Origin of the sequence: Ruegeria alba, assembly GCF_022321465.1 — a bacterium.
Lineage (GTDB): Bacteria > Pseudomonadota > Alphaproteobacteria > Rhodobacterales > Rhodobacteraceae > Ruegeria_B > Ruegeria_B alba.
In genome coordinates this window covers 1-20,678 of sequence record NZ_JAKOEM010000034.1, presented here as the reverse complement: position 1 = coordinate 20,678, position 20,678 = coordinate 1, and the positions used below count along the sequence as shown (strand labels likewise).

Annotated in this window: 27 protein-coding genes and 1 tRNA gene; 16 read left to right on the top strand and 12 right to left on the bottom strand. The window is 61.2% G+C overall.

What is annotated here, in order from left to right:
* Positions 1-251: 251 nt before the first annotated feature.
* The gene (locus MB818_RS21085; protein ID WP_234176250.1) at positions 252-1,172 is read right to left on the bottom strand and encodes a LysR substrate-binding domain-containing protein; all 921 of its coding nucleotides are present in this window, start codon (positions 1,170-1,172) and stop codon (positions 252-254) included.
* A 111-nt stretch (positions 1,173-1,283) separates the two neighbouring features.
* On the opposite strand from MB818_RS21085, the gene MB818_RS21080 reads away from it, so the two are divergent.
* From MB818_RS21080 to MB818_RS21040, 9 genes are all read left to right on the top strand, one after another.
* Entirely contained in the window at positions 1,284-2,150 is an 867-nt protein-coding gene (locus MB818_RS21080) for a pirin family protein (protein WP_234176251.1), read from the top strand.
* On the top strand, positions 2,098-2,805 hold the full coding sequence (locus tag MB818_RS21075) for an isochorismatase family protein (protein WP_234217419.1): 708 nt from the start codon (positions 2,098-2,100) through the stop codon (positions 2,803-2,805). The genes MB818_RS21080 and MB818_RS21075 overlap by 53 nt, the downstream gene beginning before the upstream one ends.
* Before the next feature lie 228 nt (positions 2,806-3,033).
* Positions 3,034-3,861 carry an NmrA family NAD(P)-binding protein gene (locus MB818_RS21070; protein ID WP_234217420.1) on the top strand — a complete coding sequence of 276 codons (828 nt, stop codon included), beginning with the start codon at positions 3,034-3,036 and terminating at the stop codon, positions 3,859-3,861.
* 70 nt (positions 3,862-3,931) lie between these two features.
* Positions 3,932-4,441 carry an anthrone oxygenase family protein gene (locus MB818_RS21065; RefSeq protein WP_234176254.1) on the top strand — a complete coding sequence of 170 codons (510 nt, stop codon included), beginning with the start codon at positions 3,932-3,934 and terminating at the stop codon, positions 4,439-4,441.
* 349 nt (positions 4,442-4,790) lie between these two features.
* A complete protein-coding gene (locus MB818_RS21060) occupies positions 4,791-5,426 on the top strand; it encodes a DsbA family protein (RefSeq protein ID WP_234163004.1) in 636 nt (211 codons plus the stop codon).
* A 268-nt stretch (positions 5,427-5,694) separates the two neighbouring features.
* The gene (locus MB818_RS21055; RefSeq protein WP_238906335.1) at positions 5,695-6,327 is read left to right on the top strand and encodes a tyrosine-type recombinase/integrase; all 633 of its coding nucleotides are present in this window, start codon (positions 5,695-5,697) and stop codon (positions 6,325-6,327) included.
* A 192-nt stretch (positions 6,328-6,519) separates the two neighbouring features.
* The gene (locus tag MB818_RS21050; RefSeq protein WP_238906333.1) at positions 6,520-6,792 is read left to right on the top strand and encodes a DUF3489 domain-containing protein; all 273 of its coding nucleotides are present in this window, start codon (positions 6,520-6,522) and stop codon (positions 6,790-6,792) included.
* Positions 6,789-7,241: a DUF2924 domain-containing protein gene (locus tag MB818_RS21045; protein WP_255700209.1), complete on the top strand. Its 453-nt coding sequence runs from the start codon at positions 6,789-6,791 to the stop codon at positions 7,239-7,241. Before MB818_RS21050 ends, MB818_RS21045 begins: the two co-directional genes overlap by 4 nt.
* Entirely contained in the window at positions 7,238-8,917 is a 1,680-nt protein-coding gene (locus MB818_RS21040) for a recombinase family protein (RefSeq protein ID WP_238906331.1), read from the top strand. The genes MB818_RS21045 and MB818_RS21040 overlap by 4 nt, the downstream gene beginning before the upstream one ends.
* A gap of 191 nt (positions 8,918-9,108) precedes the next feature.
* Here MB818_RS21040 and MB818_RS21035 read toward each other — a convergent pair.
* Positions 9,109-9,192, bottom strand: a tRNA-Tyr gene (locus MB818_RS21035).
* Between the two features lie 116 nt (positions 9,193-9,308).
* On the opposite strand from MB818_RS21035, the gene rlmB reads away from it, so the two are divergent.
* The 4 genes from rlmB to MB818_RS21015 all read left to right on the top strand — a co-directional run bounded on the left by rlmB (position 9,309) and on the right by MB818_RS21015 (position 11,615).
* A complete protein-coding gene (rlmB, locus tag MB818_RS21030; protein ID WP_234137682.1) occupies positions 9,309-10,082 on the top strand; it encodes a 23S rRNA (guanosine(2251)-2'-O)-methyltransferase RlmB in 774 nt (257 codons plus the stop codon).
* 119 nt (positions 10,083-10,201) lie between these two features.
* Positions 10,202-10,396 (top strand): hypothetical protein, encoded by a 195-nt coding sequence (locus MB818_RS21025; RefSeq protein WP_234137683.1) that lies wholly within the window; start codon positions 10,202-10,204, stop codon positions 10,394-10,396.
* Positions 10,397-10,492: 96 nt separating this feature from the next.
* On the top strand, positions 10,493-10,945 hold the full coding sequence (locus MB818_RS21020; RefSeq protein WP_234137684.1) for a YHS domain-containing (seleno)protein: 453 nt from the start codon (positions 10,493-10,495) through the stop codon (positions 10,943-10,945).
* Between the two features lie 199 nt (positions 10,946-11,144).
* Positions 11,145-11,615, top strand: a complete 471-nt coding sequence (locus MB818_RS21015) for a CoA-binding protein (protein ID WP_234137685.1) — start codon at positions 11,145-11,147, stop codon at positions 11,613-11,615.
* On the opposite strand, the gene MB818_RS21010 is transcribed toward MB818_RS21015, so the two are convergent.
* The 5 genes from MB818_RS21010 to hisA form a co-directional block, all read right to left on the bottom strand.
* Positions 11,612-12,172 carry a hypothetical protein gene (locus tag MB818_RS21010; protein ID WP_234137686.1) on the bottom strand — a complete coding sequence of 187 codons (561 nt, stop codon included), beginning with the start codon at positions 12,170-12,172 and terminating at the stop codon, positions 11,612-11,614. The two genes, MB818_RS21015 and MB818_RS21010, sit on opposite strands and share 4 nt — an antisense overlap.
* A 60-nt stretch (positions 12,173-12,232) precedes the next feature.
* Positions 12,233-12,550 carry a phosphoribosyl-ATP diphosphatase gene (locus MB818_RS21005; protein ID WP_234137687.1) on the bottom strand — a complete coding sequence of 106 codons (318 nt, stop codon included), beginning with the start codon at positions 12,548-12,550 and terminating at the stop codon, positions 12,233-12,235.
* Complete coding sequence (hisF, locus tag MB818_RS21000) at positions 12,547-13,308, bottom strand: imidazole glycerol phosphate synthase subunit HisF (protein WP_011046902.1); 762 nt, start codon at positions 13,306-13,308, stop codon at positions 12,547-12,549. The genes MB818_RS21005 and hisF overlap by 4 nt, the downstream gene beginning before the upstream one ends.
* Positions 13,309-13,341: 33 nt before the next feature.
* Positions 13,342-13,836, bottom strand: a complete 495-nt coding sequence (locus MB818_RS20995) for a DUF2867 domain-containing protein (protein WP_238906329.1) — start codon at positions 13,834-13,836, stop codon at positions 13,342-13,344.
* A 76-nt stretch (positions 13,837-13,912) separates the two neighbouring features.
* Positions 13,913-14,635 (bottom strand): 1-(5-phosphoribosyl)-5-[(5-phosphoribosylamino)methylideneamino]imidazole-4-carboxamide isomerase, encoded by a 723-nt coding sequence (gene hisA, locus MB818_RS20990; RefSeq protein WP_238906327.1) that lies wholly within the window; start codon positions 14,633-14,635, stop codon positions 13,913-13,915.
* Between the two features lie 132 nt (positions 14,636-14,767).
* Between hisA and MB818_RS20985 the strand changes: the two genes are divergently transcribed.
* Positions 14,768-15,166, top strand: a complete 399-nt coding sequence (locus MB818_RS20985; RefSeq protein WP_234137690.1) for a DUF2147 domain-containing protein — start codon at positions 14,768-14,770, stop codon at positions 15,164-15,166.
* Between the two features lie 46 nt (positions 15,167-15,212).
* Here the strand turns inward: MB818_RS20985 and MB818_RS20980 are convergent, their stop codons facing one another.
* Positions 15,213-15,752 carry a peroxiredoxin-like family protein gene (locus MB818_RS20980; RefSeq protein ID WP_238906324.1) on the bottom strand — a complete coding sequence of 180 codons (540 nt, stop codon included), beginning with the start codon at positions 15,750-15,752 and terminating at the stop codon, positions 15,213-15,215.
* Between the two features lie 93 nt (positions 15,753-15,845).
* On the opposite strand from MB818_RS20980, the gene MB818_RS20975 reads away from it, so the two are divergent.
* The gene (locus MB818_RS20975) at positions 15,846-16,562 is read left to right on the top strand and encodes a helix-turn-helix transcriptional regulator (protein WP_238906322.1); all 717 of its coding nucleotides are present in this window, start codon (positions 15,846-15,848) and stop codon (positions 16,560-16,562) included.
* Between the two features lie 88 nt (positions 16,563-16,650).
* On the opposite strand, the gene hisH is transcribed toward MB818_RS20975, so the two are convergent.
* Positions 16,651-17,289, bottom strand: a complete 639-nt coding sequence (gene hisH / locus MB818_RS20970; protein ID WP_234163003.1) for an imidazole glycerol phosphate synthase subunit HisH — start codon at positions 17,287-17,289, stop codon at positions 16,651-16,653.
* A complete protein-coding gene (gene hisB, locus MB818_RS20965) occupies positions 17,289-17,876 on the bottom strand; it encodes an imidazoleglycerol-phosphate dehydratase HisB (protein WP_234167020.1) in 588 nt (195 codons plus the stop codon). Before hisB ends, hisH begins: the two co-directional genes overlap by 1 nt.
* 160 nt (positions 17,877-18,036) lie before the next feature.
* Between hisB and MB818_RS20960 the strand changes: the two genes are divergently transcribed.
* Positions 18,037-18,276, top strand: a complete 240-nt coding sequence (locus MB818_RS20960; RefSeq protein WP_234167790.1) for an Lrp/AsnC ligand binding domain-containing protein — start codon at positions 18,037-18,039, stop codon at positions 18,274-18,276.
* Here MB818_RS20960 and MB818_RS20955 read toward each other — a convergent pair.
* Both MB818_RS20955 and MB818_RS20950 read right to left on the bottom strand, forming a co-directional pair.
* Positions 18,263-19,072, bottom strand: a complete 810-nt coding sequence (locus MB818_RS20955) for a vWA domain-containing protein (RefSeq protein ID WP_234137695.1) — start codon at positions 19,070-19,072, stop codon at positions 18,263-18,265. The genes MB818_RS20960 and MB818_RS20955 overlap by 14 nt on opposite strands.
* 18 nt (positions 19,073-19,090) lie before the next feature.
* On the bottom strand, positions 19,091-20,443 hold the full coding sequence (locus MB818_RS20950) for an aminotransferase (RefSeq protein ID WP_234137696.1): 1,353 nt from the start codon (positions 20,441-20,443) through the stop codon (positions 19,091-19,093).
* Positions 20,444-20,678 lie beyond the last annotated feature (235 nt).

The following is a 20,678-nucleotide window of genomic DNA, read 5'->3' as shown; positions in this document are numbered from 1 at the left end:
ACAGCGCACCCTGCGCAACTTGCCTCGGTCCCATCATCAGCAACTCTCCTGCAAATCAAGAGAATTGAATCAGCAGCCAAAGCATCGCTCAAGCAGAGTTTTTCAACAGCATCCGGACAGAACTGCCTTTGACCTATTCGGCTTTAAGGGCTGCTTGTTTCCTTCTCAGAGGGAGAATTACCCTGCTAAGCCGTAAGGGGGATGCCTGGCAACAGCTCAACGTAGGAGGTTCAATTCCGTTTGAGGCGCCGCTATGTGGCCGCCCGTGCATCACCGACCAGAACGGCCGGCAATTCACGCTTCAAGAAATCGAGCAATACCTCAAACGCCGGTAACAATCCTTCTCGCGAAGGCATCAGGAGGCTGATCTGTGGGGTCCCCGCGGTCCAACCCGGCAAGACGCGCACAAGTGATCCGGCTTCCACCTCTTGTTGACATACGTAGGACGGCAGGGCGACGACGCCCAAGGACAAAGCCGCCGCGTTTTTGAGCGTTGACATATCATCGCTTGCAAAGCGCACCTTGCAGGGGATCGATGCGCTCTGGCGGTCACGATCGGTGAGCAGCCATTGGTGCGTCGCTCCGGGTCGGCCAAGAACGAGGGCCGGGTGATTTGCCAGCCCGGCCGGATCATCGGCCGGATCGAGAGTGCTTTGGTAGTCCGGCGAGCAGAACAAGTGCCATTCCACCCGCGCCAGTCGCACTTGGATCAGGCTCGAGTCGGGCAGAGTGTCCATATGTCCGCGGATCGCCATATCGATCCCCCCTTTGATCAAATCCTCCATTCGGTTCGAGGCGTGCTGGACAACGGTCACACCGGGATTGTCCTGAAGAAACCGTGGCAAGATCTGGTCCAGACCAAACTGCGCCATGCCCACGGAGCAGGACAGCGTCACGGTGCCTTCGATTCTGTTGGTTTTGCGACGGACGGCCGTTTCGGCGACTTCGAACTGTGCGAGGGCCTTCTGCGCGTGGCGGAAGTAGTCTTTGCCGATCTCTGTCGTCGTCACGATGCGCGATGTGCGCTGCAAAAGGCGCACGCCAAGGTCCTCCTCAAGTTGCCGTACGCGGCGACTGAGCCGGGACTTGGGAATGTTCAACGCCCGCGCCGCAGCGGAAAAGCCACCCTTTTCAACAACCTGAACAAAGTAGAACGCGTCGTTAAGATCCATGCTGTGCCTCACCAAATTGTTCCATTTATAGAACGATAAGTCCTGTTATTGACCGATTTTCCGCAGATTGTCTCGCCCATATTCTGAATTCACCAGAAGCGAGAGACTGACATGACCACGCACATCATCGACAAACTCGCAGGCGTACCCTGCGAAACACATGCACAAAGCAACGGTCGCGAGATCACCATCGGGAGCGGCTTTGTGGCCCAAAGCTACCAGCATTCGGACTTCCGGGGGCTGATGGACCCGCTGATCATGGTGGACCACTTCGTTGCGACACAGCCCACATTCGGGCCCCACGCGCATGCAGGTCTGTCTGCCGTGACCGTGATGTTTGAGGACAGCGAAGGCGCGTTCCGCAACCGCGACTCCCTTGGCAACGACCTCGAACTGGCGCCGGGCGATCTCTATTGGTTCAAGGCCGCGCGCGGCGCCCTGCATGACGAAGCGCCGCAGCCCGGTGCCAGAACCCACGCATTGCAGGTCTTCGTCAACCTGCCCGCAGAGAACCGGCACGACGCGCCTGATGCCTTCCATCTCGCCGCCAAGGACATCCCAAAGCTTGCAGGCAACCGCTCCACCGCGCGGCTGATCCTTGGGGCAAGCAACGGTGTCACCGGCCCGGTCGCGCCGGACGTTCCGCTGACGCTTCTCGATATCAACATGCAGGCCGGCGGTCAGTTCACGCAGAGCGGCGACAGCAGCCAACATGCCTGGGCCCTCGCCATCACCGGCTCCTCCACCGTGTCCTGGACCGCAGGGTCTGCCGACCTCGAACCTGGCAAAGCCATCGCATTTGCAGGGGCCGCGGACATCTCATTTTCCTCCGAAGAGGGCGCTCATGTCGTCCTGTTCCGAGGATACCCCCTGCGCCAAGCCTTTGTTCAACGGGGTCCATTCGCCATGGGCAACGCGGCCGAGCTTGACGCTGTCGAGGCTGACTACCGAGCCGGTCGCCTTGGATCAATTGACTGACCTCATCACCACCCAACGCCAACCACAAAAGGAGAAGACCATGACGAAGCTGAACAACCCAGACCCTCTGACCCGTGACAATGCCGCCGTCGTGTTTGTCGACAATCAGGTCGGGCTGATGACCGGTATCCGCGACTATTCCATCGCGGACCTCAAACACAACATTGTCGGCTTGGCCAAGGCCGCAAAGGCGCTCGGCCTGCCGATTGTCACAACCACGACATCGTCAGAGACTTTGTGGGGCCCCGCCATTCCGGAATTGCTCGAAGCGCTGCCTGATCAGACCTTTATCGACCGAACAACGGTCAACGCATGGGATGATCCAAGGGTCGAAGAGGCCATTCGCGCAACCGGGCGCAGCAAACTGATCTTTGCCGGGCTGTCGCTGGAAGTCTGCGCCGCGTTTCCCGCGATGCGGGCCGTGCGTGAAGGGTTCGAAGCCTATGTCGCCGTCGATGCCAGCGGGACATTCAACATGACAAAACGTGAGACGGCTTTGCACCGGTTGACGCAAGCCGGAGTTGTCATCGCGGATGGTGCCAGCCTGATGATCGAAATCCTCGCAGACAACGCGAACGCGCAGGCCGGTGACGTCTACAGCGCCTTGGGCATGGATTGGTCGATCCTGGTCGGCCAAGTTCGGGCGAGTGTATAGCGATGCGCTGCGGAACTCACACACCCCGACCTGGGCACCCGTTCGGTAGGACGCGCCTGTGCCGAAGATCACAGGGCCAGTTCTACCTGATCTATCTTACATCGCTTGTTTGCCTCATCGCGATGGGGGTGGCGTCCGCAGAGTTTCCGTAATCTCAGCAGCCGTCTTACCCACTGCAATCCAATTCAACACAACCAAAGAGCGCACCGCTCACCACAGGAGATGATTATGACCAACCAACCCATCCTCGTCATTGGCGCCACTGGAAAAACCGGATCGCGCGTTGTCACCAAGCTTGACGCCATGGGCCTGCCCGTTCGCCGCGGCACGCGCGGGTCCGAAACCCCGTTCGATTGGGAAGACCAAAGCACGTGGGCCCCGATCCTGCATGGCGTCTCCAAAGCATATGTCACCTATTTCCCCGATCTTGCCTTCCCGGGCGCGGTGGAAAAGCTGGAGGCTTTCGCGAAGGTCGCCCGGGAGACCGGTTTGCAACACATCGTCCTGCTGTCCGGCCGAGGGGAACACTTCGCGAGCATGGGCGAGGAGGTGATCCGCAACTCTGGCGTTCCCTTTACCATCGTGCGTGCAGCGTGGTTTGCGCAGAACTTTTCAGAAGGCTATCTGCGCGACCCGATCCTTGACGGAGTGTTGCCGATGCCGGGCGGCGACATTACCGAGCCGATCATCGATATCGACGATATTGCCGATGTGGTTGTCGCGGCGCTGACCGAAGAGGGGCATTTGGGTGAACGGTACGAGGTGACCGGCCCGCGCCTGATGACTTTCGCCGAAATGGCCGACATACTCTCGACCACTCTGGGCCGCCCGATCCAGCATATTCCCATCGCGTTCGAGGATTTCCACGCCAATGTCGCAGCCGCTGGCGGGGGCTTCGTGGCCGATGTCTTCACACAGATCGCGCGCGAAACGCTGGACGGACGAAATGCCCATACGGCGGACGGCGTGGAGCGCGCCTTGGGTCGCAAGCCGCGTGACTTCGCGGAGTTCGCGCAGACCGCAATGTCAGCAGGTGCCTGGCCTGCCGCCGCCTGATCCAATCCAGAGCAAACGGCAGGCGTCGCCGCGCTCCTGCCGCTCCACCCCTCATTCAGGAGTTCCGACAATGTCGACAGCTTTCTACCTTTTGCTGCAATTCGCGATCCTCGCCTATGCCCTTGTGGGCGGCGTGTTCCTCGCCTTCTCTGATTTCATTATGCGATCCCTTGTGCTGACCCGTGACCATGCGGGCGTCGAGGCCATGCAAGTGATCAACCGCGAAGTGTTTCGCTGGGTGTTCATGGCACTGTTTCTTGGAATGGCGGCCGTTTCACTGATTATTGCAGGCTATGGCGCCTTCTGGCTCTCGGAACCCGCTGGAACGCTGATCATGCTAGCCGGGCTTGTCTACCTTATCGGCTGCTTCGGCGTCACCGTCGCCTTCAATGTCCCGATGAACGAGGCTTTGGCGGACATGGAGATGTCGTCAGAGAGCACACGTGACTACTGGCTCCGGACATATGTTCCTCGTTGGACCTTCTGGAACTCGGTCCGGACCGTCGCCTGTACCGTATCGGCCGCGATGCTTCTCTTCGGGCTGTTCTGGATGATCCAGACCCAAACACAACCGGTGTGATGCGCGCTCAAGAACAGGCGGTTCGCGCCGTCTGGAATGGTACACCGAGTGCATTTCGCTTCGCGATAGATAAATCGCAAGTCCCGCAAGGCGATCATTCACTGCGGCCTGAAGATTGGCAACTCTGGGCTCTTTTTCCTCTTTCGCCGCATGATGCATGAATGGCTGGTCTGGCAAACATTGCCGTTCGCTGCATCGTGTACGAACTGGTAATCTGCGGACTTTGCTAACATTAATGTCGAAAGTAATATGACCGCTTAGGATGGCCATGGTATCGGTGTCCAAGGACTTCTAGTAGATCGCCCGCACTTCGTCACGATCGACGACTTCAGGTTTAGGGATTAGAGATATGCCTAAGGTTGCTGTTTGGTATTCTTTGCAGAGCGATTACTGCTATTTCCTGCTCGACCGATTGCTTTCTCTCAAAGAGAGCGGAACCGAAATTGAATTGCGCCCTGTCCTCGGCATCGTGCTTCGCATGCCTGAGGCCACGCGGAACCGAGGACAGCTTGAGCAGCGCTATTTCGAGACGGACACGGCCAGGACCGCAGAGTTTCTGGGTTTGCCATACAGCTACCCGGACCCGTCGCCGATCGAGTTTGAACCCGGCTCGCTCTGGATAGCAGCCAACAAGCAACCACGCATCGAGCGCCTGTATCGTCTCTGGATTGGGGCCAACAGAGTTGGCAAGGGCCTGCCGTTTCTCGACAAGGTCGGGAGGGGTTTGTGGAATGGAAAAAACGCGCGTTGGGACACTAGCAGTTTTCTCTTGGATAGCATGCGCGAGATCGGTTGCGATCATGACAGGGTCCTCGAAGACGTTGACTGGGATAGTGCGTCTGCAGAGCTGAGCGCAAACCATTCAGCGATGCTCGACGCTGGTCATTGGGGCGTTCCGCTGATGGTGTACGAAAACGAGCCGTTTTACGGTCAGGATCGATTTGACCAGTTACTCTGGCGAATGAAGCGTGGCCCGATTGTTTGAACGAAACAACGCCTCCCGCCGGCCAACATCTTTAAGTCCGCCGTTCGACTGCTGTAGCTGGGCCAACCAGTGGTTGACCGATGAGCGTTAAGAGCGGTCATTAGCCGCAATTCAGAAATAGTGCAGAACGGGCTCCAAGCAGACGGTCGCAGCGTGTGTCGCGAAGGTCAGGCGTGCTGTTGGAACCGGCCGTTCGATCAATTGGTAAAGTCGTTCAGTTGACGCGGTGTCGATGTTTGGAGTGGGAGGGGCGGATGGAGGACGATCAATGTCCAAAATTCAACTTCCCGCCATCAAACCGAAACGCAAGCCGTGGAATAAGGGGCGCCTGATCGGTCAGAAACGCCCGCTTCTTGCCAAGCAGGTCTGGGCCATCCGAGCCCGGTTGGAACTTGCGGGAAATCCCAGGGATCTGGCACTGTTTAATCTGGCGATTGACAGCAAGTTGCGTGGTTGTGACCTGGTTCGGTTGAAAGTCACCGATCTTGTTGTTGGTAACCGGGTTCGCGAACGTGTGACAGTGATCCAGAGCAAGACCCGGCAACCCGTTCAGTTCGAAGTTTGCGAGAACACCCGCGATTCCATCTGGAATTGGGTATGTCACCCGGAGATGCTCGGATGCCCGTTCTTGTTTCCCAGCCGCTTCCACGACAGGCCGCACGTATCGACCCGGCAATATGCCCGGTTGGTCCGTGATTGGGTGGCCGCGATTGGTCTTGATCCGAGCGGATATGGCACGCACTCGCTACGGCGCACCAAGGCTGCGCTGATCTACCGGAAAACCGGCAATCTGCGTGCGGTACAGCTATTGCTCGGCCACACCAAGGTGGACAGCACAGTTCGATACTTGGGCGTCGAGCTGGAAGACGCGCTGAGCATCGCTGAAAAGATCGACATATGAGGGTTTAGCGGGCGGCTACAGCCGCCCGCCTTTTTAACTTGAAACGTCCGCAAGAGTGTCAATCTTCCACTGGACTTACGAGCCAAGACGAGCGTCACTGACGACGGTGAACGAATTGAGCCTCCCACCCGGAACGCCGGGCTTTGGTCAGTACAGGGCGCGAGAAAGCCCTGCGACCAAGAGGAGATGAAAATGACTGAACAACAATCCCCGCCCCTCAAGACCGACCATACCAAGCCCGGGCCATCCAAACTCGCGGGCAGGACCAAGTCAGGCGAACTATGCAAACTGCTATCGCGCCGTTCCGGGGCGACGGTGGCCCAGCTTAAGAGACAACTGGATTGGCAACCGCACACAATTCGGGCAGCGATTTCACGGCTGAGGAAGTCGGGCGTGACGATTGATCTTGACCGTTCCGGAAAAGCCTCGCGCTACCGCATTGTCTCGAAAAAGGCAGACCAATGAATGGGCCGGGGGATCAACTGGAGGTCCTACAAATTGAGCAGATGGATGCAGCAGAGCTTCGAGGGCTCTGGAGACAGCTCAAAGGGGTTCACCCCCCGAAGACGTTCACAGCGCGCCTGATGCGGGTGGCGCTGGCCTGGGAGGTGCAAGTCAAGCGGTCTGGGGGTGAATCCACTAGGGCGCGACGTGGGTGGCTTAGGGTCATCAGTAACCGGATAAAACGAAGTGGCGAAAGTCGGGTGGGTATTACGTTTGTATCTGACACCGTCGATGGCACACGTATTCTGAAGAAATGGGGCGGAGCCACGCACGAGGTCTTCATCACCGGGCAGGGCGTGATGTGGAATGGACAAGGCTATTCGTCCCTGTCTGCGGTAGCGCGCGCGATGACCGGCACCAACCGGAACGGCCCGAAGTTTTTTGGTCTGCGGGAGGGCGGACAGTCATGATCCGCAAGCGCTGTGCCATTTACACACGCAAGTCGACCGAGGAGGGACTGGAACAGGACTTCAATTCGCTGGATGCCCAACGCGAAGCCTGCGCGGCCTACATACTCAGCCAGAAGCACGAAGGCTGGAGCCAGCTTTCAGAGGCCTACGACGATGGCGGGTATTCCGGGGGATCGATGGACCGCCCAGGTCTCCAGCAACTCTTGAACCATGTTCGCAACGGTCGCATCGACATCATCGTTGTGTACAAAGTGGATCGGCTGACGCGGTCTCTGAGTGACTTTGCCAGGATGGTGGACACATTTGATAGAGCAGGGGTGTCTTTCGTTTCGGTTACGCAGGCCTTTAACACCACGTCTTCCATGGGGCGATTGACATTGAACGTGTTGTTGTCATTCGCGCAGTTCGAGCGCGAAGTGACGGCTGAACGTATCAGGGACAAAGTTGCCGCCTCAAAACAAAAAGGGATGTGGATGGGAGGATCTGTGCCCGTTGGATACGAAGCCGTTGACAAAGCCTTGGTGGTCAATGAGGCCGAGGCGACCTTGGTGCGAACCATTTTTGCCGAATACCTGGCCACCGGTTGCGTCCGCAAACTATCGGCTCGCCTGCGAGAGTTGAACATCCTTAGCAGACGTTGGGTTGATCGGCATGGACAGAGCAAAGGCGGTAAGGTCTTCTCGCAAGGCGCGCTCTACTACATGCTTCGAAACCCGATTTACGTTGGAAAAACCAGGCACAAGAAGGAGATACACGAAGGGCTTCACACGGCTATCATTGACGATGCGACATGGCATTCTGTGCAAGCCCAACTGGCGAAACATGGGGGTCGAGAAACCAATAGCAAACGCCACAACACAGATCGTGCTTTGATTGGCCTTCTGTTTGATTCTTCTGATCGGAAGATGGGGGCCACCTATGCCAGCAAATCGGTGTTCCGGGATGGCGTGCAGACGACAAAACGCTACTGGTACTACGTTTCGACCAAGGCACAGCCAGATGATGACGTTCCAGTTGAGCGCCTGCCTGCGCAGGAGATCGAACGCATTGTTTTGTCGGCGCTTACCGAGAAGCTCTCCGATCATGTTTGGATTGCTGATCACGTAGAAATGCACATCCAGGATACTGCTCTTGTTGCGGACGTCCTTCGTGCGGCCACTGCGTTGAGCCAATCTGATCATTTAGGCGAAGAAGCCAATGCAATCCAAAACCTGTATTCCCTGATCACCCGAGTCGCTGTAAGGGCGGATAGACTGGAGATTTCGATGAACCTAGCAGCAATGTTGGGGCCAGATAACAACCCTGAATCCATTCCCGCCAACTTCGAATTCCCATTCAAACGTCGCCAGAATGGTCGTGCAAAGCCGGTCGTGATTGTTCCACGCAGTTCGGCAAATCCAGACCCGGATCTCATTGCCTTGGTCGCCGATGCGCGGCGGTGGGCAAAGGAATTGATGGACGGGAGTGTCTGTTCCATCAAGCGGATCACAGAACGGGAAGGTTTGCGAAGTGGTGCGGTCAGTCGCATCTTGCCGCTGGCTTGGCTGGCACCGGATATTTCGACGGCCATTCTGGTAGGGCGCCAACCAGCGCATCTAACAGCGAAGACACTTCGCGACCTTCCTGAGTTGCCGCTGGACTGGGAAAAACAGCGCGAGCTTCTTGGGTTTCTGTAGACCCGAGACCACCGATAGGTCCCAAGACCTCACGCGAACCTGGCCCGCTGAGACATTCTTCGAAATCGACCGAATAGTGCTCTGATCGGAGCTCAGAATCGAGGTCTCTGGCGTCTTGATTGCCTGTAACCCATTGAAATTGCGGCGTCATTGATTCCGCTTGAAAAAACTCAGGTTCGAGAGAGAGAAAGTGGTGGGCGACCCTGGAATCGAACCAGGCGTGCGTCTCCGCGAGGGAGTTACAGTCCCCTGCCACACCTTGCGGCCTGTCGCCCACTGTCAGGCGTTGCGCCTGACGTGGAGGCGTGATTACTAGCGTCCCAATGGAGCGTCAACAGGAAAAATCCGCTTTGGCGCAGGAAACTTTTGCCGCACCCGGAGGGCGCTGAACATGAAGAAACCGAAATGGGTGGTCGAGAAGGAACAGGCCAAAAAAGCGTCCGCCTCCGAGACGGTCTGGCTGTTTGGTCTGCATGCCGTGCGCGATGCGCTGATGAACCCGAAACGCGAAAAACTGCGCCTGATCGTTACTCTCAACGCACGGGAAAAACTGGCCGAGGCCATCGACGCGGCGGGGATCGAACCGGAACTGGCCGATGCCCGCAAGTTCACCGCGCCGATCGACCCCGGCTCGGTCCATCAGGGCGCGGCGCTTGAGGTCAAGCCGCTCAACTGGGGCAGCCTGGCCGAGGTGGCGATCGGGGCGGAAAGCCCGCGCCTGATTCTGCTCGACCGGGTGACCGACCCGCATAACGTCGGCGCCATCCTGCGTTCGGCCGAGGTGCTGGGCGCCAGCGCCGTGATCGGCACCCGCCACCATTCGGCGCCCGAAACCGGTGCCCTGGCCAAGACCGCCAGTGGCGCGCTGGAACGGCAGCCCTATCTGCGGATGCGCAACCTGGCCGATGCTATCACCGAGTTGCAGGGTATGGGCTATCTGGTGCTGGGGTTGGATGGCGAGGCCAGCGAGACCATCGAGGCCGCGCTGGCTGGGCAAACCGACCGAGCGGTGGCGCTGGTACTGGGGGCCGAGGGACCGGGGCTGCGCCAAAAGACCAAGGAAACGGTGGATAAGTTGGTCAAGATTGACGCGGCGGGCGCGTTCGGCTCGCTCAACGTCTCGAATGCCGCCGCGATTGCCCTATATGCATCTAAGGTTCACTAAACGGAACGGACCCCATGCCAAGGCTTGTCATCTGTTGTTACTGCGGTGCCCGCTCCAGACTGGAAGCGGATCGCTCGGGCATGCTGGCTTGCGATGCCTGCGGTGCGCCTATCCAACAGATGGGCTCGGTTGACCCGGCGACCCGACCTAAGCCCGTGCGTGTGGCGGTTGCAGTCGAGCCGGTTGCCGAATGGCGCAGGGCAGGGTGCGAGGAAGTGCCCGCGAAGAAGAACAAGAAGAGGAAAAATCGCAAGGGGCTCATTTCGCGCGCCTTGGAAGAGGTCTGGGACAAGGTCGAAGACATTTTCGACTGATTGCGGCACACGTTTTAATCACATATGTGTCAGCCGTCTTTCTTTACGGCCTTGAGAGAGGCACATTGGAGTGAGACAACATCAAGACGCGTGACGATGCTGAACAGACGTAACCTTATCTCCGGTATTGCCGGTACCCTGATCCTAACAGCGCCGCCGCTTTGGGCTGAGGCGTCCGTTTTCTATACTGAAAACGGGGCTGCCATCCGTGGCTATGACACAGTGGCCTATTTCACCGAAGGCGCCCCGGTGCCGGGCGCACCCACAATCGCTGTGATGTGGAAAGGGGCGGTCTGGCATTTTGCCAGCCAAGAAAATCGTGCAGCGTTCGAGGCCAACCCACGCGCCTTTGCGCCCCAATTCGGCGGTTATTGCGCTTATGCGGTTTCGCGCGGCTACACCTCCGACACCGATCCGACCGCCTGGCAGATCGTCGACGGCGAACTCTACCTCATCCACTCGGCCGAGGTCGCTCGGCTTTGGGTCGAGGATGTCGCCGGGAACATCGCCGGTGCGCGCAAGAACTGGCCCGCTGTGCTGGACCGGTAGCAATCTCGAGTCAGCTGTGAATTCTTGTCATCACAATTTTGGCATCTCCCCCTTTTTTTCTGAATATGAGTGCCTAAATGTCACAATGACCGCGGACCGGAACTGCCGTGCGTCATTTCACTGTCCCTCGTTCCGTACCTGGCGCCCAAGCATGACTTGGGCGCTTTTTTCTTGTCTCCGGGTGGTTTAGGGTTCGGTCATGCCAGACTATTCCGACGATCATCTGAAACAGATTCTCAAGCGCACCAAGGTGATTGCCGTTGTTGGCGTGTCGATGAACCCCGTGCGCCCCAGCTATTACGTGGCCCGCTATCTGGGGCTGAAAGGGTACCGGGTGATTCCGGTCAATCCGGGCCATGCCGGCCAGCGCCTGTTCGGCGAGACGGTGCGCGCGGGCCTGTCCGAGATCAGCGAACCGGTCGATATGGTCGATATATTTCGCCGCTCTGATGCGGTGCCGGCCATCGTCGAGGAGGCGCTCGAGGTTTTTCCCGGCCTCAAGACGATCTGGATGCAGATCGGGGTCGAGCATGCCGAGGCTGCGGCGCAGGCCGAGGCGCGCGGGATCGACGTGATCCAGAACCGCTGCCCCAAGATCGAATATCAACGGCTCTTTGGCGAATTGCGCATGGGCGGTTTCGCCACCGGCATCATCTCGTCCAAGCTTTAAGAGGGCTGGCGCGCCAGTTTCTCGGCAGCTTTCTTCTCCAGCACCTCGCGCTGCGGGCGCCAGTTATAGCGCGTGTCCTCGCGCGTCGGGGCCCAGAACAGGTCTCCCCCATAGCGCCAGGGATCCAGCACGATGCCGTCGAACATGTCATCGCCCCGGCGGCTGAGGATGGCGGTGCTGTGGTCGATCCGCCAGATGCTGTCGGGATCGGCAATGGCGCGATGCACGACCAGAGTGCGGAAGTTTTCCTGATTGAGTCGCTTTTGCATGTCCTGGGCATAGTGCACGCACAGGCCGCGCTCGCGAAAGCCGTTCAGAACCTTGGCGTTATGCACGATGGGGCTGCTGGTGACGTTATATTCGCGCGCCAGTTGTCGCCCATAGCTATAGGAGATCTCGGCAGCGCGTTGCGCCTCGGCGGGGTCGACATCGGGACCCAGCGCGCGCAGTTGTTGCGCCAGCGCGTTCACCTCCTTCTGGCTGAAGGTTTGCGTGTCGCTACAGGCGGCGATCAGCACCACCGCCAAGGTGGCGAGCAAGGCCCGGAATTTGGTCATGGGATGCCTCGGTTGGTCGTCGGTTTTCTCGGTTGGATCGTACCGCTCATCGCGGAGGGGTCAACCTTTGGGCCGCGCCGCCTTCTCGGCGATGCCGCTCTGGCCCTGGCGATGGGCCAGCTCGGCCAGCACATCGTTGAGTGCCACGTCGCGGGCGGCCAGCATGACGAGGAAGTGGTACAGCACATCCGCCGCCTCTGAGGTGAGCTTGGCCCGGTCGCCCTTCACCGCTTCGATGATCGCCTCTATCGCCTCTTCCCCGAATTTCTCGGCGCATTTCTCGGGCCCTTTGGCCAGCAGCTTGGCGGTCCAGCTGCTGTCCGGGTCGGCACCCTTGCGGGCCTCGATGGTGGCGGCAAGATCGTGCAGGATACTCATGTCAGCCTCATCGGGATGCCGGCGGCGGCCATGTGTTCCTTGGCCTCGCGGATGGTGTATTCGCCAAAGTGAAAGATCGAGGCGGCCAGCACCGCGCTTGCATGCCCCTCGGTCACACCTTCGACCAGGTGATCCAGCGTGCCGACGCCGCCCGAGGCAATCACCGGCACGTCGACCGCATCGGCGATGGCGCGGGTCAGGGGCAGGTTGAAGCCCGATTTGGTGCCGTCGCGATCCATCGAGGTCAGCAGGATTTCTCCGGCACCCTTGGCGGTGACAAGACGGGCAAACTCCACCGCGTCGATCCCGGTGGGCTTGCGCCCGCCATGGGTGAAAATCTCCCAGCGGCCTGGCTCTACCGTCTTGGCGTCGATGGCGCAGACGATGCACTGGCTGCCGAACCGGTCGGCGGCCTCGGCAATGACGTCCGGATTGGCCACGGCGGCCGAGTTGAAGCTGACCTTGTCGGCGCCCGCCAGCAACAGCGCGCGCACATCGGCATGCGTGCGCACGCCGCCGCCCACGGTGAGCGGCACGAAACACTGCTCGGCGGTGCGGCTGACCACGTCAAACATGGTGCCGCGGTTTTCATGGGTGGCGTGGATGTCGAGAAAACAGATCTCGTCCGCGCCCGCCGCGTCATAGGCGCGGGCGGCATCCACCGGGTCGCCCGCGTCGCGCAGGCCGACGAAATTCACGCCCTTGACCACGCGGCCATCGGCGACGTCGAGACAGGGGATGATGCGGGTCTTCAGCATGGCGGCCTCGCGGGTTGCCGGGGTCGCCCGTCTTTACTGTGCCCCCGGCGCGGATGCAATCGCGCCGCCGTGCCGGGCGATGCGGCGCATGGCCCCGCGCACGATCAGGATATGAAACGGCATCACCACCGCCAGATAAACCCGCCCCAGCAGGTTGTTGCGATGTACCCAGGTCGCCATGTGCAGCCGCCCGGCCTGTTGCACCAGCGAGATGCGAAAGTTCAGATGGCTGTCATCGGCGCCCAGGATCAGCTCGTCCGCATCCTCGTAGGTGACCGGAAAGATCGCCTTGTCGCCAGTGTCGGAAACCTCGGTCTTGAGGCCAAGCGGCCGCACGATCCAGTTGCGCAGGCGTAGAAGGGCATTGGCCCAGCCGGGCAGGGACAGCCCGATCTCTGCCGCTTCGCGCGGCGATATCCGGCTCTCTACCGCATAGCCATCGATGAAATCGCCGGGCTGCACCGCCTGCCAAAGCTGCGCGGTTGCGGGCAGCGGGGTCTTTTCGACAACAGCATAGCTGCGGGTCATATGCGTTCCCCTTGCGGTTTGCCCGGATCACACAGCAAAGCGCCCGGTCCCGAAACCGGGCGCGGTGTCGCAGTCCTCAGCCCTTGAGCGCGCTCAGCGCCTGTTTCAGGTCGAGCGCCCCGTCATAGAGCGCCCGGCCCGAAATCGCGCCGTTCAATGCGGCGCCGCAATCGCGCAGCGCAATCAGATCCTCCAGCGAGGAGACCCCGCCCGAGGCGATGACCGGAATCGACACGGCACGGGCCAGATCGGCAGTTGCCTCGATATTCGGCCCCTTCATGGCGCCGTCGCGCAGGATGTCGGTATAGATGATGGCCGCAACCCCTGCATCCTCGAAGGATTTGGCCAGATCAGTGACCATCACGTCGGTCTCTTTGGCCCAGCCCTTGGTGGCGACGCGGCCGTTGCGGGCGTCGATGCCCACGGCCACCTTGCCGGGAAAGGCGCGCGCGGCCTCGCGCACCAGATCGGGGTTCTCGACCGCCACGGTGCCGAGGATCACACGGGCCAGACCCTTGTCCAGCCAGCGTTCAATGGTGGCCATGTCGCGGATGCCGCCGCCCAGCTGCGCGGGTACCTTGCACTGCTCAAGGATCGCCTCGACCGGGGCGGCATTGACCGGCTCACCGGCAAAGGCGCCGTTGAGATCGACCAGATGAAGCCATTCGCAGCCTGCCGCGACAAACTCCAGCGCCTGCGCGGCGGGATTGTCGTTGAACACGGTGGCCTGGTCCATCTCGCCATGCACCAGACGCACGGCCTGGCCATCCTTGAGGTCGATTGCGGGGTAGAGGATCATGTTGAGCGGCTTTCTGCTGACAGTCGCGCGCGATATGTCATGTCCTGCGCTGCTAGGCAACGCGACCCGAGGTCAGGCTTGCCCAAAATGCGCAGCCCGCGTCACAGTGGCGCAAAAGTGGGAGGATATCGGATGAAGAGATTGATTCTGGCCGCAAGTGCGACCCTGGCTCTGGCCGGCATGGCGGTGGCAGATCCTGCCGCAGGTACCTGGCAGACCGAGCCGGGTGATACCGGCGGTTATCTGCATGTAGCCATCGCGCCCTGCGGCGCGCAGGTCTGCGGCACCATCAAGGCCGCCTATGACAAGAACGGCGCCAAACAGAGTGACTATGAACATGCCGGCAAGCGCATGTTGTGGGACATGCAACCCGGTGGCGACGGTTCTTATGCCGGGGGCCAGATCTGGGCACCGGATTCCGGCAAGACCTATGGTTCGAAAATGTCGCTTGCGGGCAATACACTGACCGTCAAAGGCTGCGTCGCCGGTGGCCTGATCTGCCGTGGCCAGGCCTGGAAACGCGTCAACTAAGCCAGATGGGGCAGGGGCGCTGGGCCCCTGCCGCCTGTCCCCGCGCTCAGACAGCGCCGGTATATTCACCGCGCGCGGGATAGTTGTTGGGGATCGCGAAATCCAGCGCCGCCACCAATCCCGCGAAATGCGGACGCACAAAGGGCATGGTCTGCACCGCGCCGTAATAGAGTGTGCGTTCGGGCGTGACCAGGAACAGGCCCGGCTCCGAGAACAGCGCCGGTTCCTCGATCCCGATCGAGGTCTTGCCCCGCGAGGTCGAGATATAGAGCCCCCAGTCGCGCGCCTCGGCCAAGGGCAGGTCATAGGCAAAGCGCAAACCGCGCTCGCCGCCGACCTTTTCCGCCATCGCCTGCGCGCGTTCTTCGCTGTCCGAGCTGACCGCGACGCAGGACACGCCGCGTTCGGCGAAATCCGCCACCCGCTTTTCCAGCTCTTTGAGATAGGTGGCGCAGATCGGGCAATGCAGGCCGCGATAGAAACAGATCAGCGTGCCGCGCGTCGAGGTTTCGGCACTTAGATCGAACCGGCCACCGCCCACCAGCGGCAGCGACAGGGGCGGGGTGGTCTGACGGGGCATCAGCATCGGAGAACTCCTTGGGATGTGAATTGCCTCGCCTTGTCGCAGGGTTTAGTGTTCGGGAAATCCGAATTTTCTGACAGAGGCTCCGATATTGGCATGGACAGGCTGACGACATTGATGGAGCGGTTCCAGCTGCGGGTCGAGGCCGCCGCGCCGGAGGAAGCCAATCTGCTGGCCCTGGCTGGGGCTGACGGGGGGCCGGGTGAATTGCTGTTCTATCCTGCGGGCACTGGGCAGCTGGGCGATCCGCTGTTTGCGGCGCGCGTGAGTTGGTCGGGAGAGAGCAACCCGTTTCTGGCCGCGCTGCCCGAAGTGGTCCGGTTCGATCTGAGCGCCGATCCCGAGGCGCGCGCGGTGGTGGAACTGATCCGGGGCGAGGTGGCGGCGCGTCGTTGCGGGGCGCAATCGGTGATCAACCGGCTGGGCGAGGTATTGATGGTGCGTCTGTTGCGGGACCAGATCGCACAGGGGGCGACCCGCCCGGGTCTGTTGGCCGGGCTCGCCGATCCGCGCCTCAGTCGGGCCATCGTGGCGATGCATGACCATCCGGGTCGGGTCTGGACCAATGGCGATCTGGCGGCTGAGGCGGGGTTGTCGCTGTCGCGTTTTGCCGAGCTGTTTGCCGCTCAGGTGGGCGAGACCCCGATGGGCTATCTCAGGCGTTGGCGGCTGATCCTCGCGGCGCAGGACCTCGGTCGCGGCGATCGGGTCGACCGGGTGGCACGGCGCTATTCCTATGGCTCGCCCGAGGCCTTTGCCCGCGCCTTTCGCCGCGCCTATGGGGCGGCGCCGATGGCGCTGCGCAGTGCGTGAGGCCGGGATGCCGGAGTTCTGCAAGAACTCCGGCCCGGAAAACATCTGTTTTCCGACCCGTTTTCCGTGCCGGAAAACGGCCTCCCTTTCAGGGGCGCCAGGTCAGGAAATTGCCGATCATGCGCAGGCCGATGGCCTGACTTTTCTCGGGGTGGAATTGCAGGCCAACCATGGTGTCGCGTCCGACCACAGCAGTGACAGGCCCACCATAATCCACATGCGCCAACCGTTCGGCGGGGTTGGTGACCCGGAAGTGGTAGGAATGCACGAAATAGACGTGATCGCCGCTGTTGATCCCGTCAAAGACCGGGTGTTCCGTTTCGATCACCAGATCGTTCCAGCCCATATGCGGCACTTTCAGCGCCGCATCCGCAGGCGTGATGCGCACCACGTCGCCCGCGACCCAGCCCAGCCCGGGTGTCTCTTCGTATTCGTGGCCGGTGGTGGCCATCAGTTGCATGCCGACGCAGATGCCCAGAAAGGGACGGCCCTTCTGCTCGACAGCCTCGACCATCGCGTCATAGAGCCCCTTGTGGCCGCGCAGTTCCGCCGCGCAGGCGGGAAAGGCGCCGTCGCCCGGCAGCACCAGCCGGTCGGCGCGGGCCACCACATCGGCGTCCGAGGTCACCACGACCTCGCCCGCGCCGGTCTCGCGCGCCATGCGCTGAAACGCCTTTTCGGCCGAGTGCAGGTTGCCCGATTCATAGTCGATGATGGCGGTGAGCATCAGAGCGTGCCCTTGGTGGAGGGGATGGCGTCGCCCTTGCGCGGGTCCGCCTCGACCGCCTGACGCAGGGCACGCGCCACTGCCTTGAACGCGGCCTCGGCAATGTGGTGGCTGTTCAGCCCGTGCAGTTGGTCGACATGCAGGGTGATGCCGCCATGGGTGCTGAAGGCCTGAAAGAACTCGCGCACCAGCTCGGTATCAAACGTGCCGATCTTGCCTGTCGGCAGGTCCACGTTCCACACCAGGAAAGGCCTACCCGACAGGTCGAGCGCGCAGCGCACCTGCGCATCGTCCATCGGCAAGTGGCATTCGCCATAGCGGCGGATGCCCCGCTTGTCGCCCAGCGCGGCGCTCAGCGCCTGACCCAGCGCGATGCCGGTATCCTCGACCGTGTGGTGGTCGTCGATGTGATAGTCGCCCTTGGCGCGGATCGTCATGTCGATCAGCGAATGGCGCGCCAGCTGGTCCAGCATATGGTCGAAGAAGCCGACGCCGGTCTGGTTGTCATAGGCTCCGGTCCCGTCGAGGTTGAGTTCGACCGAGATCTCGGTCTCGGCGGTCTGGCGGCTGATGCTGGCACGGCGCATGGGCGGGTTCCTTCTGATCTCGGCTGGCTTTTGGCACGAGGCGCGTGCAAATGCCAGAGTGCCGCGACACGGGCGCTGCGATCTGTTGCGCGAAAACAGGGGATTGCACCCGGTGGCGGCGCGTGTCAGCCTTTGGCCGAACAAGCATGAGAGAGGCGGCATGACCACCTGCGTATTCATCCAGATCCGCTGCAAGCCCGGCAGCACCTACAAGGTGGCCGAGGATATCGCGCTGCGCGAGATTCATTCCGAGCTCTATTCCACCAGCGGCGAATACGACCTGTTGATGAAGCTCTACGTCCCGGCGGGCGCGGATGTGGGCAAATACATCAACGACCACCTGCTGGTGATCCCCAATATCGAACGCTCGCTGACCACGATGACGTTCAAGGCGTTCTGAGCGGCGCCAGCGCGCCGTAGAGCGGGCAGCCCAGCGTCTGGTTCAGGGCGCGGATCAACTCTTCGACGGTCTCGGTCGAGACATATTCCCCGCCCGTGGCCTGGGCCAGGCATTCGGCCGGGCTGATCGTCTCGGGGACGGTGGGGTTGCCGTCTCCCCCTTCCCAGCCGAAGAATTGCGAACGCACGCGGAACCCGATCACATGCACGGTCAGGCCGGGTGCGTTACGGGCCAGATCGGTCGCCAGCGCACATGGCGTACCGCCGCAGGTCTCTTCGCCATCGGTGACCAGAACGATGACGCCAGGGCGGGGCGGCTGGTCAAACACGCGGGCGGCCAGGTCGACGGCATCAGTCAATGCGGTGTTGCCATCGGGCTCGATCCCGTCGATGAGATTCAGGATCGGCCCCGCTGCATCGGGGCTGGGGGCGAAGGGCATCGAGACCCTCTTGCACAGATCACCGTCCGCTGCGCCGTCCATGGCGGCACCATAAGTGACCAGACCCAGCCGGCGCAGGGTGGCAATCCGGGGCAGGGTGTCATGCATCGCCTCGCGCGCGTCCAGGATACGGGGCCGGTCGAGGCCATTATACCCCATCTCGGCCATCGAGCCGGAGGCGTCGAACACGATCATCGCATCGCTGGTGCAATCGGCCTCGCCGATTGCGGGCGCAGGAGCGAGACCCGCAACAAGAAGCGCCGCCACGCGGGCGGCGCGTCCGGTGCGACCGGATGCCGGGATGTCAGAGTCGCGCTCCATGCCCCAGCTTGGCCGAGGCACGGGCGATCTGTCCATGCGCCAAAGGTCGAAGGGTCAGGCGGCAAGCAGCCCCTTGTCCTTCAACTCGGCATAGGCGGCGTCGACGGCTTTCTTGAGGCGGCGCAGCATCTCGTCCACCTCGTCCCTGGTGATGATCAGCGGCGGGCAGAGCGCGGCAGAGTTCCCCGCGACCGCGCGGATCAGCAGCCCGTTCTCCTGTGCCAGCCGCTGCACGGTGGCGCCGCCCGCGCCTTTTTCGATGGTCGCACCGGTGGTCTTGTTCGACACCAGCTCCAACGCCGCGATCAACCCCTTGCCGCGCACCTCGCCCACCAGCGGGTGATCGGTGAAGATGGCGCGCAGCTGCTCCTGCATATGAGCGCCCACCTCGGCCGCATGGTCAAAGATCTTGTCGCGCTCGTAGATTTCCAGCGTTTTCAGCGCCGCGGCGCAGGCCACCGGATGCCCGGAATAGGTATAGCCATGGCCGAAAACGCCGACCGCCGCCGAAGGCGCGATCATCTTTTCATACATCCAGCCGGGGATGACCGAGGCCGAGATCGGGAAATAGGCCGAGCTGAGCTGCTTGGCAAAGGTCATCAGGTCGGGCTTGATCCCCATGGTGGTGCAGCCGAAATCGGCGCCGGTGCGGCCAAAGCCACAGATCACCTCATCCGCCCAGACCAGGATGTCATGCTTGCGCAGCAGCGCCTGTAGCTTTTCGTAATAGCCCTCGGGCGGGACGATCACGCCCGAGGCGCCGGTGATGGGCTCGACGATCATCGCGGCGATGGTATCGGCGCCCTCGGCCAGGATCTGTTTCTCCAGATTGTCGAGGATACGGTCGACGAACTGCGCCTCGGTCTCGTTGCCCTGACGCCCGGTATAGTAATGCGGCGCATCCGAGCGCAGGATATGCAGCGCCTCGACCGGCGCATCGAAATGCGCCAGGTTCGCGGGCAGCGAGGTCAGCGAACCGGCGGCCACGGTCACCCCGTGATAGCCGCGCTCGCGGGTGATGATCTTGCGCTTTTCCGGCTTGCCGATGGCGTTGAAGTAATAGCGCAGCATCTTGTAATGGGTGTCGTTGGCATCCGAACCAGAGTTGCCGAAGAAGAAATAGGCATCCTCGACCGGCACCATCGCCTTGAGCTTTTCGGCAAGCTTCATGATCGGCTCATGGGTCTTGCCGCCAAAGGTGTGCGAGAAGGGGAGCTTGTTCAGCTGATCGGTGATCGCGCCGATCACCTCGGCATTGTCATAGCCCAGCGAGGTGCACCAGAGACTGGCCAGCCCCTCGATATACTCGTTGCCGTCCGCGTCGTAGACATAGATGCCCTTGCCATGGTCCAGCACAAGCTGTTCGGTGGCGGCAAGGTTGGTGGTGGGATAGATCACAGGGGCCATGGCCAGATAACTCCGGTTAGCCGCACGGGGCGGCGAGTCAGTTGCGCCAAGCATTGCCGCAGATCGCAGGCGGCGTCAAAATTTTTGATCAAAATGAGGGTGCGACGGATAACCCTCCCGAAACGCGAAAGGCCGCCCATTGGGCGGCCTGTTCGAGTATCTGGAGCGGGCGATGAGATTCGAACTCACGACCCTTACCTTGGCAAGGTAATGCTCTACCCCTGAGCTACGCCCG